Here is a 16,051-nt window from a genome sequence, read left to right on the forward strand (position 1 = left end):
CGTGACGATCGAACTGCCAGGACCAGTCGGGTTCGTGCTCGGAGGAGGCGGAAGCCTCGGTGCCGCGCAGGTCGGCATGCTGCGCGCGTTGCGGGAGCACGGCGTGCGGCCGGACCTCGTCGTCGGCACCTCGGTGGGCTCGGTCAACGGCTCGCTGCTCGCCCTCGACCCGGACAAGGCCGCCGAACGGCTGGCCGTGCTGTGGGAGGGCATGACGCGGCAGCGGGTGTTCCCCGGCGGGCCTATCGCGCAGCTGAGGTCGTTGCGCACCAACAAGACCTACCTCTTCCCGAACACCGGTCTCGCGCACGTGCTGACCGAGGGGCTCGGTGGGTGCACGTCGTTCTCGGAGCTGGCGCTGCCGTTCGGCGCGGTGTCCGTGGACGGCGTGACCGGCGAGGCCGTGAACATCGTCGAGGGCGAGCTGATCCCCGCGATCCTCGCCAGCGCGGCGATTCCAGGCGTCTACCCGCCGGTGCGCATCGGTGACCAGGTGCTCTACGACGGTGGCGTGCTCGCGAACGTGCCGATCCGGCAGGCACTCGCGATGGGCGCGAAGTCGTTGGTGGTGCTGGACTGCGCGTTCCCCGGCCACCTGCCGACCGTGCCGGAGACGCTCGCCGAGACGCTGCTGTTCTGGGCGACGCTGGGCATGCGCAACCAGGCCGTGCTGGAGGTCGAGCTCGCCTCCCAGACCGCGCCGGTGCTCTACCTGCCGGGTCCGCCCGTGCAGGCCGTGACGCCGCTGGACTTCTCGCACACCGCGGAACTGGTCGAGGCCTCCTACCTGGCCTCGACCACGTTCCTCACGTCGCTGGAGTTCGCCGGTGTGGGGCTCTACGGGCACCCGTCACACGGGTAGGACGTACTGGCTGGCGGGGCGCGGCAGGCCGTAGTGCTCGCGCAGCGTGTGGCCGGTGTACTCGGTGCGGAACAGGCCGCGCTGCCGCAGGATCGGCAGCACCTCGTCCGCGAACCGCTCCAGCCCGGACGGCAGCACGGCGGGCATGATGTTGAACCCGTCCGCGGCGCCTGCCTCGTGCCACTGCTGGAGCTGGTCGGCGACCTGGAGCGCGGTGCCGGTGAACGTCTTGTGCCCGCGGCCTCCGCCGAGCCTGCCGATGAGCTGACGGACGGTCAGGCGTTCACGCCGGGCCAGTTCCACGATCAGCGTGTACCTGGACTTGGCGCCCTCGATCGCGGCCTCGTCGGGGAGGTCGGCGGGCAGTTCCTCGTCCAGTTCCAGGTGGTCGACCCTGAGCAGGCCGGCGAGTTGCCGGGCCGCGTGCTCCGGCACGATCAGCCGCTCCAGTTCGGCGTCGAGCGCGTGCGCCTCCTCCTCCGTCGAGCCGATCACCGGGACCAGGCCCGGCAGGATCTTGACCTCGTTCGGGTCGCGGCCGAACTCGATCGCCCTGCGCTTCACGTCCCGGTAGAACGCGACCGCGTCCTCCAGCGTCTGGTGCGCGGTGAAGACGGCCTCGGCGTGCCGGGCGGCGAAGTCCCTGCCGTCCTCCGAACTGCCCGCCTGGACCAGCAGCGGGTAGCCCTGGGGTGAGCGCGGCACGTTCAGCGGGCCGCGGACCTTGAAGTGCGGGCCGACGTGGTCGATGGTGTGGACGCGGTCGTCCCTGGCGTGCACGCCGGTGGCCTTGTCGGCGACGATCGCGTCGTCGTCCCAGGAGTCCCAGAGCTTCTTCGACACCTCCACGAACTCCGCGGCCCGGTCGTAGCGGGTGAGGTGGGCGGGCTGGGCGTCGAGGCCGAAGTTCCTGGCCGCGTCGTCGCCGGCGGTCGTGACGATGTTCCAGCCCGCGCGGCCGCCGCTGACGTGGTCGAGCGAGCTGAACCGGCGGGCGAGGTTGAACGGCTCGTTGTAGGTGGTGGACGCGGTCGCGATCAGGCCGATTCTCGTGGTGACAGCGGCGATCGCGGTGAGCAGGACGGTCGGTTCGATCTTGCCGGACGGGCGGCGGCTCGGGTTTCCCCACAGCACCGGGGAGTCGGCGAGGAACACCGAGTCGAACTTGGCCTCCTCGGCGATGCGCGCGATCCGCTGGTGGTAGGCGATGTCGATGTGCGCCAAGGGTTCCGACTCCGGCAGCCGCCAGGACGCCTCGTGGTGGCCGGTGTCGTGCAGGAAGAGGTTGAGGTGCAGCGTCATGCGGCGACTCCGATGCCGAGTGCGGACAACAGGTGCGTGCGGTCGGCGTCGTGCGCCGGGAGGTCGAGGCCGATGCGGCCCTCCTGCAGGACGAGGACGCGGTCGGCGAGTTCGATGGCCTCGTCGACGTCGTGCGTGACCAGCAGGACGGCGGGCCGGTGCTTCGCGCACAGCTCGCGCAGCAGGGCGTGCATCTTGATGCGGGTCAGGGCGTCCAGCGCGCCGAACGGCTCGTCCGCCAGCAGCAGCCGGGGTTCGCGGACGAGGCACCGGGCGAGCGCGACCCGTTGTTGCTCGCCGCCGGAGAGTTCCGCGGGCCACGCGCGTTCGCGGCCCTTGAGGCCGACCTCTTCCAGCGCTGCCCTGCCCCTGCCCGGTTTCACGCCGAGCTCGACGTTGTCCAGCACCCGCAGCCACGGCAGCAGTCGTGAGTCCTGGAACGCGACGGCGACCTCCTGGGGGACTTCGAGGGTGCCCTCGCCGGTCACGTCGTGGTCGAGTCCGGCGATGGCCTTGAGCAGCGTCGACTTGCCGGAACCGCTGCGGCCCAGCAGTGCCACGAACTCGCCGGGCGCGATCGTGAGGTCGAGGTCGTCGAGCACCTTGCGTTGCTGGAACTGCCTGGTCAGGCTCTTCACCCGGACAGCGTGCGTCGCCATGCCAGCGCCCTCCGTTCGATGATGCGCAGCAGAGCGTCCGACACGAACCCGAAGAGGCCGTAGACGACGAGTCCGACGACGATGACGTCGGTCTGGCCGTAGTTCTGCGCCTGGAACATCAGGTAGCCGATGCCGCTGGTCGCGTTGATCTGCTCCAGCACGACCAGCGACAGCCACGACGCCGTGACGGCGAGCCGCAGGCCGAGGAAGAAGCCGGGCAGCGCGCCGGGGAAGACGACCTTGCGCACGTACTGGGTGCGGGAGAGGCCGACGGCTTCCGCGAGTTCGACGTACCGGCTGTCGATGCCGGTCAGTGCCGCGTACGTCTGCAGGTACATGATCGTCGCGATGGTCACGGCGATCACCACGATCTTGAACTCCTCGCCGATGCCGAGCCACAGGATCAGCAACGGGATCAGGCCCAGCGACGGGATCGCGCGCTTGACCTGGACCGTGCCGTCGATCAGCGCCTCGCCGACGCGGCTGAGTCCGGAGAGGACCGCGAGCACCGTGCCGGCGGTGGCACCGAAGAAGAAGCCGAGGGCCGCTCGCTGGAGCGAGGTGAGGATGCTCTCCGGCAGCTTGCCGTTCTCGGTCAGCTCGATTCCTGTTTGGACGATCGTCCACGGCTCGGACAGGATCCGCGGGTCGAGCGCACCGGTCGCGGAGGCGATGCTCCAGACGGCGATGACCAGTGCCGGGCCGAGGACCCTGCCGTACGGGATGGGTTTGCCGAGCCCCAAGCGCTTGCGCTTCGGTGCTGTGGTGGGTGTCGAGATGGCGGCGGGGCGGTCGAGCACGTGGGTCATGTCCGGCTCCGGTACTTGGCGTCGACGGCCTCGGCGGCGACCTTCTCGAACCGCCGGTCGAACAGTTCCGTCACGTCGAACCTCGGCACGAAACCGCCTTCTGCCAGCAGGTCCGCGGTCTCCTGCTCCCACTGGACCGCGCGGTCCCAGTTCGAGGGGAACGTCAGCGGCGGCTGGGACTGCACGATCCGGTCGCCGTCGGCTTTGGAGACGTTCTGGTCCTTCACGTAGTAGTGGTCGACCCACTTGTCGGGGTTCTCGTAGCTCCACACGGTTCCGCGGGCCCAGAACGGGATGAACGCCTTGATCGCGGCGAGTTTCGCCGGGTCGTTGAGCACCTCGACCGGCGCCCACAGGACGGTGAGCAGGTCGACGGAGTTCATCTGGATCGCCCGCGCGTCCGGGTACTGGCCGAGGTACTTGGTGAGCTGCGGTTCGGCCAGCACCGCGACGTCGACCTGACCCGCCTGCACCGCGGTGAGGAACTGGTTGCTGGTCAACGGGATCAGCTCGACGTCGGTGATCTTGAGCCCGAGTTCCTTGAGCGTGCGCAGCACGACCACGCCCTGCGCCTGGCCCTGGCTGAACGCGATCTTCTTGCCCTTGAAGTCCTGGAGAGTTCTGATCGGCGAACCTGGTTTGGTGGCATAGGTGTAGAGGGGTTTGTCGCGCTCGCCGACCGCCACGATCTTCGTGGCGAGTTTGGTCGCCTGGGCCTGGATCGGCGGGATGCCCGCGTTGGCGCCGAGGTCGACGGACTTCGCGCGGAACGCCTGGATCACGTCCGGACCGGCCTGGATGTTGGGCCAGTCGGTGACCTGGAAGGGGAGTTTGCCCAGCTCACCCGATGCTTCGAGCTGCTTGAGCGTGGTGCGGATGGAGATCGTGAGCTTCGTGTCCGGCGGCGGGGCGGTCGTGGGCAGGTCGCCGAGGACCTGCTGGGTGGTGGTGCTGCCCGCGGAGCACCCCGCGGCACCGAGAGCCGCGAGGCCGAGCAACAGGGAACGCCGGGTCAGCATCAGTCCACCACCACGGCGTGGTCGGCGGTGAACGGGCGGCCGGCGAGCAGCGTGGACTCGCGCCCGTCCGGGCCCACCGGGGTGTCGCCGATGAGCGTGACACGGTGCAGGGTGCGCTGGACGTCGAGGTGCTCCAGGTCGCGCGGCGCGAGGTGGGCGGTGGCGCGGTTGTCCCAGAACGCGACGCTGCCCGGCTCCCAGCGGAACCGCACGGTGTACTCGGGCCTGGTCAGCTCGGCGTACAGCAGGTCCAGGACCGCCTTGCTCTCGGCGGGGGAGACGCCGACGACGTGGCTGGTGAAGCCCGGGTTGACGAACAGGCCCTTCTCGCCGGTGACGGGATGCACGCGGACGACCGGGTGTTCGGCGACCAGCAGGTTGTCGTTGACGCGCTTGGCGTACGCGCCGTCTGCTTTCACCGGGCCGCCGTAGCGGTGCTCGGCCCGCAGCCCGTCCACAAAGGACCTGATCGGGGCGGAGAGTCCGTTGTACGCGGCGACGAGGTTCGTCCACGTCGTGTCGCCGCCGACCTCCGGCACCACCTCGGCGCGCAGGATCGACGCGGCCGGCGGGTTCACCGCGGCGGTGACGTCGGTGTGCCAGCCGGAGAAGTAGCTGTACTGGCGCTTCTGGGTCTGCTGCTTGAAGTCCTTGCCGTAGCGCTCCTCGTACCGGCGCGGGTCGATGGTGAAGATCTCCGGGAAACCGGTCGGCGGGGCGTCGTCGTGCGGGTGGGCGTAGGTGAGCTCGCCGAACTGGCGGCCGAACGCGATCTGGCTCGCGTGGTCCAGATCCTGGTCGCGGAAGAAAATCACCTTGTGGGCGTGGAGTGCCTTGTGCACCGTTTCCAGTTCGACCGCCCGGAGTGGCCGGGAAATGTCGATGCCCGAGATTTCCGCCCCGATGTGCCCGGCGATCTGCTTGACCGTGAGGGTCTTTTCCTGAACTGAGGTCATGGAACAAGCGTGCAGTTCAGGGGCTGGTGATGTCTATTTTCTGCTCACGGAAAATAAGTCGGGCCGCCGTAGATCTCACTGAGCACGACACTTCCTGCGGCGACGCTGAGAACGTCGCTGCCGAAACTCGTCTGAATGACGTCTGCTTTACGTTCGCCGATTTCCGATGTCAATTCCTCCCAGCATCCGGGAATGAGGATCGCACCGGCCTCGACGACCACGAGCACGTCCGGGTTGATCACGTCGAGCAGCAGCCGGGCGGCCTGCCCGACGAGCCTCGACCGCCGCCGGAACAACTCGACCGCGCGTGGATCACCCCGTCGGCCCGCCTCGATCAGCAGGTCCAGCGACGGTTCCGCGGTGATCCCGGCCCGCGCGGCCCGTTCGGCGAGCGTCCGGTTCGACGTCGCGGCCTGCAGGCACCCGCGCCGCCCGCAGGGGCACGGCGTGTCGTCGTGGCGCAGCCGGAGGTGCGCGATCTCGCCCGCCGCGCCGCCCGGCCCGCTGTGCACGGCGCCGCCGGTGACGATGGCCGCGTCGACCACGTTGCCCACGAACAGATGCACCAAGCTGGTGCGGGCTCTGGGGTCAGCCCCGAAGAGCTGCTCGGCCCGCGCGAGTGCCCTCGAGTGCGACTCGACCTGTACCGCCATGTCGAGCGCTGTGGTCAGAAACTCCTTGGCGCGCACGTCCTTCCAGCCGAGCTGGCTGTGCTCGACGATCGTGCCGTCGTCCACGCGCCCGCCGGTCGCGACCCCGACCCCGATCGGCACGCGGTCGTGCCGGCGCAGGAACGCGGGCACCCGCTCGGCGATCCGCCGCAACGCCCGGTCCGCCGCCGGCCGGTCGTGCGGCTCGCGTTCCTCGGCGAGCACCCGCCCGCGCAGGTCGACGAGCGCCAAAGTCGTGTGCCCGTAAGCGATGTGGACGCCGCACACCACGTGCCGGTCCACGTCGATGTCCACCGGCACGTGCGGCCGTCCGATCGTCACGCGCGGAACGCGGGTGTCGACCTCGCGCACCAGCCCGCGTTCGGCCAGTTCGGCGTACTGCTTGGTGACGGTGGCGGCGCTCAGCCCGGTGAGGCGCGCGATGGTGCTGCGCGCGACGGGTCCGTGGTCCAGCACGGACCTGAGCACGGTGGCGGCGGTGCGGCTCATGCGGTCCCTCCCCTTCTCGCAGGGGTTCGTCTGATCTCCGGTCAGGCGAAGGCGGGCGCCGCACAGATCGCGCTCGCCTGCCGACGGAGGTCGACGTGGCGGCGCGTGCTGAGCACGGATGCCTGGGACATGTCACCGATGCTGACACCCGGTCCCGTCCTGGCCAAGCACGCCCACGTGGTGGGACGCGTGGAAAGGTCGGCTCATTTGGAGCCTTTATCGATCCTTTCGCGATGTAACACGCTCAGACCTCCGATGACCTCTTGAAGCACGTCATCAGGTGGCGTAAACCTTTGCGAGGAACACCGAGCACGTCTTCCTACCGCCGCGGGGAGCGTCCACCAGGAGGCTGGCTCGTGGGTAAGAGGTTGCGTCGTCTCGGCGTGTTGATGACCGCCGTTCTGCTCGTCGCGGGTGTGAGCACGCCGGCACGCGCCGAGGTGCTGCATCCGCGGCAGGACTGGTTGCGGGCGTCCACGTCCGGGCTGTTCCTGCACTGGGGGATGCGGACGAGTCCCGGCTACACCAGTTGCAGCGCTTGGGAAGCCGCCGTCACGGGTGGCGGGTGGAGTGCGCAGTACTGGGTCGACGAGGCGAAGAAACTGCACGCGCAGTACCTGGTGCTGGCGTCGTTCCACTCGCGGCTGGGCTACGCGCGGGCGTGGCCGTCGGCGATCCCGGGCAGTTGCTCGACCAAGCGCGACTTCCTCGGTGAGCTCATCGACGCGGCTTCGGCGGAGGGGCTCAAGGTCATCAACTACATGACCGACGACCCGCAGTGGCACGACGAGGGCGGGCACGAGTGGCTCGACTCGGCGGCGTACTCGAAGTACAAGGGCAAGACGGTGAAGCTGCAGGAACGGCCCGGGTTCGGGCAGTTCAGCTACGACAACTTCGTCGAGGTCATGGCGCGCTACCCGAAGCTCGCCGGGTTCTGGATCGACAACGACAACGCGTACTGGGAGCAGAACGGCCTGTACGAACGGATCCGGCGCGATCGGCCGGACATGGTCCTCAGCAACAACAACGAGGACACCGCGATCATGGACACGATCAGCAACGAGCAGAAGACCGGCATGACGCCGAACTACGACTACCCGCAGGCGGTCTACACGGCGGCACCGCGGCTGATCGAGGCGTGCTTCAAGCTGCCGAGCGGCGGGGCGTGGTGGTACTCGGGCTCCAACTCGTCCGTCGACTACAAGCTGACTTTGGGACGCTTGATCACCAACGCGGGCAGTGACGTCAAGGCGTTGATGGCCGAGACCGCGATGGTCAACGGCAAGTTCCCCTCGAACCAGGCCGCCTTCAACAACTTCACGAACACCTACCTCGGCGACGTCTGGGAGTCGATCGGCGGCACGTACGGCGGCGGGTATCTGAACGGCGGCCTCAAACCGGGCTTCTGGAACGACGGCGCGCACGGCGTCACGACCGTCTCCAAGGCCAACCCGCAGAACCACTACGTCCACGTGCTCACCAAACCGTCCGGCAGCACGTTGAAGGTGCGCGACAACGGGTACGAGGTCAGCCGCGTCACCAACCTGCGCACCGGTGCGGCGGTGACCTGGTCCCAGGCCGGCGGCACGATCACGCTCAGCGGCGTCTCGAACTGGGACCAGTACGACACGGTGTTCAAGGTCGAGACCGCCGGCCGGGAGGGGATCATCCCGGCCTCGTCGTACACGATGAGCGCGTCGGCCGCCGGCTCCGGCCACCCGGCCTCGCACGCGGCTGACGGCAACTACCAGACCTATTGGGACGCAACGGGTGCGGGCACGGTGTCGCTGCGCTTCGACCTGGGCTCGGCGAAGGCGGTCTCGTACGTCGCGCTCAACCAGCGCGAGGACTCGACGACCTACCCGTCGTCGAACTCCGCGCGTGTCAAGAACTACAACGTCTACACGTCCAGCGACGGTTCCAAGTGGACGAACGTCAAGTCCGGTTCGCTGGCCAACCACCGCGGGGTGCAGTTCATCGACCTGCCCGCGAACACGACCGCGCGGCACATCCGGGTGGAGAAGACGTCCACGCAGGGCAAGGCGCAGCTGCGGATCGACGAGGCCTGGCTCGGCTCGGCCTACCCCGGCGTCTAGCAGACCAGCACGCGTTCGACGTTGTGCTCGGCGATCTCCCGCATCGCGTCCCGGTGCGGGAAGTCGCCGTCCAGCAGGCGAAGCGGACCTTCCACGAGGGACAGGTGCTGCGCCAGCCGGTAGAACGACATCCGTGCCGGGTCGAGACCGGTCGCGGGACGGTAGTGCGGGCCGAACCGCAGCTCCAGGAACGCGTGCTCCCATTCGACGTCGAAGAACATCACGCCCTCGAAGTCGATCAGCACCGGCCGTCCGTCGGCGACGAGCACGTGGTCGGGGCCCAGTTCGCCGTGGATCAACGCGTACGCCGTGCGCGGCTCGATCACCGAATGCCGTTGCCGCAGCTGGGTTTCCAGGCGATCCCGCTCGGCCGCGATGCGTGGCACGCGTTCGCAGCAGGCCTCCAGGTGCCCAAGTGCCCGGTGCAGCACCACGTCCGGTACCGGCGGCGCGTCCAGCGGTTGCAGCGCGCTCGGACGGCCGTACTGCGGACTGGTGCGCAGGTGCATGGCCGCGAGGTCGTCCCAGAATCGTTCGAGTGCCTCGGCGTCGTGGTCGAGCAGCTTCTCCAGGAACTCGGCGCCGAGGTCCTCGACCACGATCACGTCGCGGTCGACCAGCACCAGCCTCGGCACGGACGCCCCGGCCTCCGACAGCGCGGTGTGGGCGGTCAGGAACAGGTCGCGCCCGCTCGCGTTGCCGAACAACGGATCGTGCTCGTGCGTGGGCCAGTAGTCCTCGGACGGGCGCCACACGTAGGCGACGCCCGTCGTGCCGTCGTCGAGCGTCAGGCGGTAGACGCCCTTCTTGCTGCCGCCGTGCAGTCGGGTCACGTCGCTCAGCTCACGGCCGTACGCCGCCTGCGCGATGTCCGCGAGGTCGGCCACCCCCAGATGTGCCACGCCGCACGACGTTAGTGGCGGACACGTGAAACTGGTGCCAACACTTCTGTCGCGAGCGGACACGAACAGACATGACGACCGAAGACGACCGAGCGTTGTGGTCGCAGGCCGCTGGGGGCAGCGCACACGCCTTCGGAGTGCTGTTCGACCGGCACGCGAAGGCGGTCTACAACCACTGCTTCCGGCTGACCGCGTCCTGGGCCGAGGCCGAGGACCAGCTGCAGGCCACGTTCCTGCTGGCCTGGCGCAAGCGCGACGACGTGCGGCTGGAGCGCGAGTCGGCGCTGCCGTGGCTGCTCACGGTCGCGACGAACGTGGTGCGCAACGAGCAACGCTCCCTTCTGAGACGCCTGAAGCACCTGCGGCGCGTCGGTGAGGAACCCGCGATGCCCGACCACGCGGACCGGGTGGCGGAGCGCCTCGACGACCAGCGGCAGATGAAGGAGCTGCTCAAAGCCGTGGAGAAGCTGCCGCGCAACGAACGTGAGGCGCTCGCGCTGTGCGTGTGGTCGGGGGTGTCGTACGCGGACGCGGCGGCAGTCCTCGGCATCACCGAGGGCAGCGTCCGCGCACGGGTCAGCAAGGCCAAGTCGAAGCTCCAGCAGCACCGGGAGCTCGTGCACACCGGGGAGGACCGATGACCAGCATGCTTCCGCCCACCCGCGACCTGCCACCCGGTCGCCAGGCGCGCATCCGCGCGGAGGTCGAACGCGCTGCCGGTCGGCGCGGGTCCCGGCGGCTGGCCGTCCCGATCCTCGCGGCCGCGGCTGCCGTCGCCGTAGTCACCGCCGGAATCGTGGTGCTCAGGCCTGCCCCGACGCAGCCGGTGCCGGCGGTGCGGATCACGACGTCACCGGCGACGCCGTCCGCCGGCTTCGGAGTCCCGCCTGACGAGGTCGCCGCGATCGAGACGGGCTGCATGCGGTCCACGGGCATGCAGGGCAAGGCGACCCTGCACCAACTGCTGGACGAGCAGACGCGATGGGCGCTGCTCTACACCGAGAACGAGGTGCTGCTCTGTTCGCTCGGCGCGGAGGGCAAGGACTACCGGGCGGGCTTCGGGAAGCGTGCCGTCGCGCTGCTCCCGGGGCACTTCTCCGTCGAAGGCGGCAGCGCGACCGCCGGAGGCATGCACCGCGGCCCGGCGTACGCGGGGACACCCGGCTACCGCGAGGCGGCCGGCCGGATCGACTCGAAGGTCGCCCGCGTGACGGTCACCGCGGACGGCGACACGGTCGACGCCAAGATCGCCAACGGCACGTACGCCCTCCGCATCTACTACCCGTCGTCCTGGGCCATTCCCCAGGGCGTCCCCGACCCCGTCGTGCGTGCCTACGACGCCGCGGGCAACCTGCTCGGCACCAGTTCCGACCTCGTGAACGCGTGCTTCTTCGACCCCGCGACCGGTGAGGTCGTCTACGGCGACGAGCGCAGGCCCCGGGATCAGTGCCTGCCCGCGTCGCCGTGGAAGTGACCCACGTGGCTACCGATCAGTACGGCCAAGCGACATACTGGTTGGTATGACGACTGTGGCGAACTTCGGCGGCACCAGCCACCACGCGGACCTCGGCGGGCCCGTGCACTGGGTCGACTTCGGCGGACCGGCGGACGGGCCGCGCATCGTCCTCGTGCACGGCCTCGGCGGCTCCCACCTCAACTGGGTGCTGCTGGCGCCGTTGCTCGCGAAGAAGGCCCGCGTCACGGCCGTCGACCTCGCCGGGCACGGCCTGACCAACCCGGAGGGCCGGCAGACCACGGTCCAGGCCAACACGAGGCTGCTGGGCCGGTTCCTGCGCGAGGTCGTGGGGGAGCCGGTGATCCTGGTCGGCAACTCGATGGGCGGGCTGATCTCGCTCTTCCAGACCGCCTACGACCCCGAGCTGGTCAGGGGCCTGGTGCTGGTCGACCCCGCGCTGCCGATGGTGCTCGGGACGCGGCCGGACCCGACGATGCTCGGCACGTTCTTCCTGTACTCGGTGCCGGGCCTGGGCGAACGGTTCCTGGCCAGGTCGAGGGCCGTCCCGGCCCGTCGTCAGGTCGAACGCCTGCTGGAGATGGTCTGCGCGGACCCGTCGGGCATCCCCGAGGAGCTCAAGCAGGCCAGCGAGCACCTGATCGGCGAGCGCGCCAAGGTCGAAGGACTGGACAAGGCGTTCCTCGACGCCGCGCGCAGCGTCGTGTTCACCACCTCGAAGCGCGGCGCCTACTACGCGGCGATGGCCAAGGTCCGCGTGCCGGTGTTCCTGATGAGCGGCGACCGGGATCGGCTGGTCAACGTCGCCAACGCCCGATACGTGGCGCGCAGGTACCCGCACTGGCGCTACGACGAGTACGCGAACGTCGGTCACGTGCCCCAGATGGAGATCCCCGAGGTCGTGTCCGAGCGGGTCCTGGACTGGATGGACGCCAACCGCCTGAGCACGTCCGCGAGCTGACCCAGGGTGAGCCGCTCCCGCAGCACGGGGGCGGCTCCGGTCAGCACGAAGTGGTCGTCGAGCTGCTCGATCCCCGTCAGCTGGATGCCGCGCGGCAGCTCCGGCACCGCGAACACGCGTGCGGGCAGCCACTTGTGCAGCCGCACGTGCAGTTCCGTGCCGACCAACTGGACGGTCAACGGGAACCAACTGAGCGGTTGTAACTCCGGGATGTCCGCGAAGTCCACTTCGACCCGGAACTCGACGGGGGACGACACGAGGACCGCGGGCGGGTTCACGTGCACGTCCCGGCACACGACGGTCGCGCGGCGAGCACGCCAGCGCGACCACCGCACGTTCTCCAGCTCGATGCGGACGTCGTCGACCTGACCGAGCGCCAGTCCGAGGGCGCCCAGCCGTGCGTCGAGTCCTACTACGGTCAGGTGCAGGTCGTGCGCGCCCGCCTGAACCGTCAGGTCGTGTCTCAGGCCGTCGTCTCCGGCTTCACACCGTTCGTGGCCGCCTTGGAGGTCGCACGCGGGGCACGAGGCTTGGGAGCGGGCTTCTTCGCCACGGGCTTGGCGACCGGCTTGGCAGCGGGCTTCGGGGCGGACTTGGGGGCCGGCGCGGCCTCGACGACCTTCTCTGCGGTCTCCGTCTTCTCCGCCGCCTCGGCGGCCAGCGCGACCATCTCGTCGAAACCGGCGCGGATGCCGTCCGCGAGCAGCTGGACGTCCGGCACGCCGTCGAAGTCGGCGTTGATGCCGAAGGTGAACCGGTCGAGGTAGGAGAAGATGCCGACGGTGATCCGGATCGTCGAGGCGACCGGCACGTACGGGAACATCTCCACCAGCGGGCGGCCGAGCATGTAGAGCGGGATGCGCGGGCCGGGCACGTTGGTGGTGACGGTCTGCAGGATCTGCTGCGGGAACCGCATCGCGGTCCGCGACCCCAGCGCCATCAGCGTCGGCGCGGCGAAGTTCGACAGGTTCGTGATGACGTCGGCGCCCGCCGCCTGGCGCGAGCTCTTCAGGTCGTCCATCTGCGCACGGATCGACGCGAGGCGCTTCACCGGGTCCGCCTCGCCCACGGGCAGGTTCACCAGCACGGCGCTGACGCGGTTGTTCAGCTCGTTGTGCTGGTCGGCCTTGCGCATCGACACGGGAACCATGGTCCGCACGACCATGCCCTCGGTCAGCTCGCCGCGCTTCTCCAGCAGATCCCGGAAACCACGCGTGATCGCCGTCAGGATGACGTCGTTGACGGTGCCACCCGCGGCGGTGCGAATCTGTTTGATCTCAGCCAGGTTCGCGCGCGCCCACACCCAACGGCGGTGCGGTCCAATCGGACCGTTCAAAGAGGTCGCTGCGCGCGTGACCAAACGCTTGGCCGTACCGGGAAGAGAACCGAGAACGGTCTTGCCGAAGTCCATGATCTCGCTGAGCGAGCGCACGTTCCGCGCCACAGCGGGCAAAGCGGACAGGTGCTGCACCGGCGTCACCACGGCGTCACGGACACCGTCGATGACCAGATCGAGCGTGGACGGCTGCGGCTGCGGCTTCCACTCCTTCGGCTCCGGAAGGACGCTCTCCTTCTTGAAGTCGAGGATGAGCTGCAGCATGTCCGAACCGGACACTCCGTCGATCATGCAGTGGTGGACCTTGGAGATGATCGCCCAGCGACCGCCCTCCAGGCCCTCGACCAGCCAGGCCTCCCACAACGGCTTCTTGTCGTCGAGCTTCTGCGCGAAGATCCGGCCCGCGAGGTTGCGCAGCTGGTCCTCCCCGCCCGGCGACGGCACCGCGGTGTGGCGCACGTGGTAGAGGATGTTGAAGTGGTCGTCGTCGACCCAGACCGGACGACCGACGTGGAACGGCAGCGCCTTCACCTTCTGCCGGTAGCGAGGCACCTGGTCCATGCGCGCCAGGAAAAGACGGATCACGTCGCCGTAGGACGGGGCCGGCCCGTCGAAAACCAGGACGGAACCGACGTGCATGGGCACGTTCTCGTCCTCGATGAAGTAGAAGCTGGCGTCCAGAGAGCTCATCCGATCCACTTGAAAAAGAGTAGAGGACCGGAGCGTCTCAATCGACGTCCATGCAGGTGAGAGGCAGTGCACACCTGTGAGGTTGCCAACGTGTTACCTGCACGTGGCGAATCGAGACTCGAAAGTACTGGCAAAAAGATCGTTCACGAAACATCATGGACTCACTGGGCAACGACGTCCAGGGCGCCGGCTCGGGGTTGTCGACGTGTGGGGAGGCTCCTATGTCTGCCGTACCTTCGGACGAAGTCTTCGAAGTGCCTGCTGTTTCGCCCCTCCACCTCGTCAGAGGCAGTGCGCCCGGCCTGTTCTGGTACCTCACCGAGCCCACCCGCTGCGCGCTCGACGTCAGCGAGTTCGTGGCCACCCGCTCGATGCTGCGCGGCGCGCCCTCCGGTGACGGCCACCCGGTTCTCGTCTTTCCCGGCCTCGGTGCCGCCGACTCGTCGACGGTGATGCTGCGCCGCTTCCTGTCCGGGTTGGGCTATCAGGTGAATCCGTGGGGCCTGGGCCGCAACATCGGGCCGACGCGCAAGGCCGTGGACGGCATGCACGCCTTGGTGAAGAAGGTTTCGGACGCCCACGGCGGGCCGGTCTCCATCGTGGGCTGGTCGCTGGGCGGGATCTTCGCGCGCGAGATGGCGCGCGATCACCCGCACCGCGTCCGCCAGGTGATCACCATGGGATCGCCGTACAACATGAGCGATCCCGTGCAGTCACGGGCGATGCCGGCGTTCGCGTTGTTCTCCCGGCTGCACATCCCGAAGGACGAGTTCCCGCCGCTCGAGTCGACGCGGCCGCCGATCCCGGTGCCCGCCACGTCGATCTACTCCAAGACGGACGGCATCGTCTCGTGGGAGTCGTGCGTCGAGGAACCGGGACCGCGCAAGGAGAACGTCCAGGTGTCGTCCTCACACCTGGGATATGGCTTCAACTCCAGCGTTCTGTGGGTCGTGGCCGACCGGCTGGCACAGGCGGAGGGCACGTGGGCGCCCTTCGCCGCGCCGCCCGGGATGGCCCGGCTGTACCCGCGCGCCGCCTAACAGGGGCGTTCGTCGGAGTAGACGACCAGCGTGTGGTCGGGCTGTTCGGCGAGGTGGAACGCCGTGTACGCGTAGTCGAGCGGCCCTCGTTCGGGGTGCCGCAAGCGTTTCCGGCCGCCGTGCCGGGGTTGCACGTCGTAGTGGGGCCACCAGGAGCGCACCTCCTGGCTGGCCTCGTGCAGGTCGTCGATCAGCCGGGTGAACCGCTCGTCCGAGGGGTGCTGGGCCGCCAGCGCGCGGAGTTTGGCGAGCAGGCCGCGGGCCTCCAGTTCCCAGTCGATCAGGACGTGCCGCGCCTGCGGGTCGGTGAACACCCAGCGCGCGAAGCTCGGTTTCTCCTTGCGAAGAAAGGGAAAGAGCTCGGCCGCCGCCTCGTTGTGGCTGAGCACGTCGTAGGTGGCGCCGATGATGAACGCCGGGTGCGGGTCCAGAAACCCCGGTACCGCGGCGACTTCCGCGGCCAGTTCGGCTTCGAGGGTGTGCGGGCGCGTGTGGCCCGCGAGCCGGAGCAGATGGTCCTTTTCGGACGGAGTGAGCCCGAGCGCGGCGGCGAGCGCGCCCAGCACCTGGTCGGACGCGCGCACGTCGCGGCCCTGTTCCAGGTACGTGTACCAGGTGGCGCTGATGCCCGCGAGCACCGCGAGCTCCTCGCGGCGCAGGCCAGGGGTACGCCGCCGGCCCGTGCGCGGCAGGCCCGCCTCGGCCGGGGTGAGCCGCTCCCGCCGGCTGCGCAGGAACGCGCCCAGTTCGTGCCGCTGATCGGCCGTTCTCCGCATGCTGGCACC

At 69.1% G+C, this 16,051-nt stretch carries 17 protein-coding genes; 6 read left to right on the forward strand and 11 right to left on the reverse strand.

Annotated features, from left to right (window positions below; genetic code table 11):
- Window position 1: 1 nt before the first annotated feature.
- The gene (locus ACH413_RS26225) at window positions 2–862 is read left to right on the forward strand and encodes a patatin-like phospholipase family protein (protein WP_360031927.1); all 861 of its coding nucleotides are present in this window, start codon (window positions 2–4) and stop codon (window positions 860–862) included.
- Here the strand turns inward: ACH413_RS26225 and ACH413_RS26230 are convergent.
- The 7 genes from ACH413_RS26230 to ACH413_RS26260 are packed head-to-tail and all read right to left on the reverse strand — an operon-like array spanning window position 851 to window position 6,898.
- A complete protein-coding gene (locus tag ACH413_RS26230) occupies window positions 851–2,164 on the reverse strand; it encodes an LLM class flavin-dependent oxidoreductase (RefSeq protein ID WP_360031925.1) in 1,314 nt (437 codons plus the stop codon). The genes ACH413_RS26225 and ACH413_RS26230 overlap by 12 nt on opposite strands.
- A complete protein-coding gene (locus ACH413_RS26235; RefSeq protein WP_360031923.1) occupies window positions 2,161–2,823 on the reverse strand; it encodes an ABC transporter ATP-binding protein in 663 nt (220 codons plus the stop codon). The genes ACH413_RS26230 and ACH413_RS26235 overlap by 4 nt, the downstream gene beginning before the upstream one ends.
- Window positions 2,799–3,632 carry an ABC transporter permease gene (locus ACH413_RS26240; protein WP_360031921.1) on the reverse strand — a complete coding sequence of 278 codons (834 nt, stop codon included), beginning with the start codon at window positions 3,630–3,632 and terminating at the stop codon, window positions 2,799–2,801. Before ACH413_RS26240 ends, ACH413_RS26235 begins: the two co-directional genes overlap by 25 nt.
- A complete protein-coding gene (locus tag ACH413_RS26245) occupies window positions 3,629–4,651 on the reverse strand; it encodes an ABC transporter substrate-binding protein (RefSeq protein WP_360031920.1) in 1,023 nt (340 codons plus the stop codon). The genes ACH413_RS26240 and ACH413_RS26245 overlap by 4 nt, the downstream gene beginning before the upstream one ends.
- Complete coding sequence (locus ACH413_RS26250; protein ID WP_360031918.1) at window positions 4,651–5,607, reverse strand: TauD/TfdA family dioxygenase; 957 nt, start codon at window positions 5,605–5,607, stop codon at window positions 4,651–4,653. The genes ACH413_RS26245 and ACH413_RS26250 overlap by 1 nt, the downstream gene beginning before the upstream one ends.
- 44 nt (window positions 5,608–5,651) lie before the next feature.
- Entirely contained in the window at window positions 5,652–6,767 is a 1,116-nt protein-coding gene (locus ACH413_RS26255) for an ROK family transcriptional regulator (protein ID WP_360031916.1), read from the reverse strand.
- 41 nt (window positions 6,768–6,808) lie between these two features.
- Window positions 6,809–6,898, reverse strand: coding sequence for a putative leader peptide (locus ACH413_RS26260; RefSeq protein WP_319978918.1), 90 nt, complete (start codon window positions 6,896–6,898; stop codon window positions 6,809–6,811).
- 225 nt (window positions 6,899–7,123) lie between these two features.
- Between ACH413_RS26260 and ACH413_RS26265 the strand changes: the two genes are divergently transcribed.
- Complete coding sequence (locus tag ACH413_RS26265; protein ID WP_360031915.1) at window positions 7,124–8,863, forward strand: discoidin domain-containing protein; 1,740 nt, start codon at window positions 7,124–7,126, stop codon at window positions 8,861–8,863.
- Here the strand turns inward: ACH413_RS26265 and ACH413_RS26270 are convergent.
- Window positions 8,860–9,765 (reverse strand): aminoglycoside phosphotransferase, encoded by a 906-nt coding sequence (locus tag ACH413_RS26270; RefSeq protein ID WP_360031913.1) that lies wholly within the window; start codon window positions 9,763–9,765, stop codon window positions 8,860–8,862. The two genes, ACH413_RS26265 and ACH413_RS26270, sit on opposite strands and share 4 nt — an antisense overlap.
- 71 nt (window positions 9,766–9,836) lie before the next feature.
- Here ACH413_RS26270 and ACH413_RS26275 point away from each other — a divergent pair, with 71 nt between their 5' ends.
- Genes ACH413_RS26275 through ACH413_RS26285 form a run of 3 tightly spaced genes read left to right on the forward strand, consistent with a single transcriptional unit; the run spans window position 9,837 to window position 12,200 of the window.
- Entirely contained in the window at window positions 9,837–10,406 is a 570-nt protein-coding gene (locus tag ACH413_RS26275; RefSeq protein WP_360031911.1) for an RNA polymerase sigma factor, read from the forward strand.
- The gene (locus ACH413_RS26280) at window positions 10,403–11,239 is read left to right on the forward strand and encodes a hypothetical protein (RefSeq protein WP_360031909.1); all 837 of its coding nucleotides are present in this window, start codon (window positions 10,403–10,405) and stop codon (window positions 11,237–11,239) included. The genes ACH413_RS26275 and ACH413_RS26280 overlap by 4 nt, the downstream gene beginning before the upstream one ends.
- 46 nt (window positions 11,240–11,285) lie before the next feature.
- Window positions 11,286–12,200, forward strand: coding sequence for an alpha/beta fold hydrolase (locus tag ACH413_RS26285; RefSeq protein WP_360031907.1), 915 nt, complete (start codon window positions 11,286–11,288; stop codon window positions 12,198–12,200).
- Here the strand turns inward: ACH413_RS26285 and ACH413_RS26290 are convergent.
- A complete protein-coding gene (locus ACH413_RS26290) occupies window positions 12,110–12,535 on the reverse strand; it encodes a hypothetical protein (protein ID WP_360031906.1) in 426 nt (141 codons plus the stop codon). The two genes, ACH413_RS26285 and ACH413_RS26290, sit on opposite strands and share 91 nt — an antisense overlap.
- 128 nt (window positions 12,536–12,663) lie before the next feature.
- The gene (locus ACH413_RS26295; protein WP_360031904.1) at window positions 12,664–14,226 is read right to left on the reverse strand and encodes a wax ester/triacylglycerol synthase family O-acyltransferase; all 1,563 of its coding nucleotides are present in this window, start codon (window positions 14,224–14,226) and stop codon (window positions 12,664–12,666) included.
- Window positions 14,227–14,447: 221 nt separating this feature from the next.
- Between ACH413_RS26295 and ACH413_RS26300 the strand changes: the two genes are divergently transcribed.
- Entirely contained in the window at window positions 14,448–15,266 is an 819-nt protein-coding gene (locus ACH413_RS26300; RefSeq protein ID WP_360031902.1) for an alpha/beta fold hydrolase, read from the forward strand.
- Here the strand turns inward: ACH413_RS26300 and ACH413_RS26305 are convergent.
- The gene (locus tag ACH413_RS26305) at window positions 15,263–16,042 is read right to left on the reverse strand and encodes a helix-turn-helix transcriptional regulator (protein WP_360031900.1); all 780 of its coding nucleotides are present in this window, start codon (window positions 16,040–16,042) and stop codon (window positions 15,263–15,265) included. The genes ACH413_RS26300 and ACH413_RS26305 overlap by 4 nt on opposite strands.
- Between the last annotated feature and the right edge of the window lie 9 nt (window positions 16,043–16,051).

It is taken from the genome of Lentzea sp. NPDC020367 (assembly GCF_044387305.1).
Taxonomy (GTDB): Bacteria; Actinomycetota; Actinomycetes; order Mycobacteriales; family Pseudonocardiaceae; genus Lentzea.

What these genes read in the sequence shown, in the direction of transcription:
- ACH413_RS26240 (WP_360031921.1), bottom strand. Translation starts at nt 3,632, where the DNA reads ATGACCCACGTGCTCGACCGCCCCGCCGCCATCTCGACACCCACCACA.
- ACH413_RS26305 (WP_360031900.1), bottom strand. Translation starts at nt 16,042, where the DNA reads ATGCGGAGAACGGCCGATCAGCGGCACGAACTGGGCGCGTTCCTGCGC.
- ACH413_RS26250 (WP_360031918.1), bottom strand. Translation starts at nt 5,607, where the DNA reads ATGACCTCAGTTCAGGAAAAGACCCTCACGGTCAAGCAGATCGCCGGG.
- ACH413_RS26235 (WP_360031923.1), bottom strand. Translation starts at nt 2,823, where the DNA reads ATGGCGACGCACGCTGTCCGGGTGAAGAGCCTGACCAGGCAGTTCCAG.
- ACH413_RS26230 (WP_360031925.1), bottom strand. Translation starts at nt 2,164, where the DNA reads ATGACGCTGCACCTCAACCTCTTCCTGCACGACACCGGCCACCACGAG.
- ACH413_RS26245 (WP_360031920.1), bottom strand. Translation starts at nt 4,651, where the DNA reads ATGCTGACCCGGCGTTCCCTGTTGCTCGGCCTCGCGGCTCTCGGTGCC.
- ACH413_RS26275 (WP_360031911.1), top strand. Translation starts at nt 9,837, where the DNA reads ATGACGACCGAAGACGACCGAGCGTTGTGGTCGCAGGCCGCTGGGGGC.
- ACH413_RS26260 (WP_319978918.1), bottom strand. Translation starts at nt 6,898, where the DNA reads ATGTCCCAGGCATCCGTGCTCAGCACGCGCCGCCACGTCGACCTCCGT.
- ACH413_RS26285 (WP_360031907.1), top strand. Translation starts at nt 11,286, where the DNA reads ATGACGACTGTGGCGAACTTCGGCGGCACCAGCCACCACGCGGACCTC.
- ACH413_RS26295 (WP_360031904.1), bottom strand. Translation starts at nt 14,226, where the DNA reads ATGAGCTCTCTGGACGCCAGCTTCTACTTCATCGAGGACGAGAACGTG.
- ACH413_RS26300 (WP_360031902.1), top strand. Translation starts at nt 14,448, where the DNA reads ATGTCTGCCGTACCTTCGGACGAAGTCTTCGAAGTGCCTGCTGTTTCG.
- ACH413_RS26280 (WP_360031909.1), top strand. Translation starts at nt 10,403, where the DNA reads ATGACCAGCATGCTTCCGCCCACCCGCGACCTGCCACCCGGTCGCCAG.
- ACH413_RS26255 (WP_360031916.1), bottom strand. Translation starts at nt 6,767, where the DNA reads ATGAGCCGCACCGCCGCCACCGTGCTCAGGTCCGTGCTGGACCACGGA.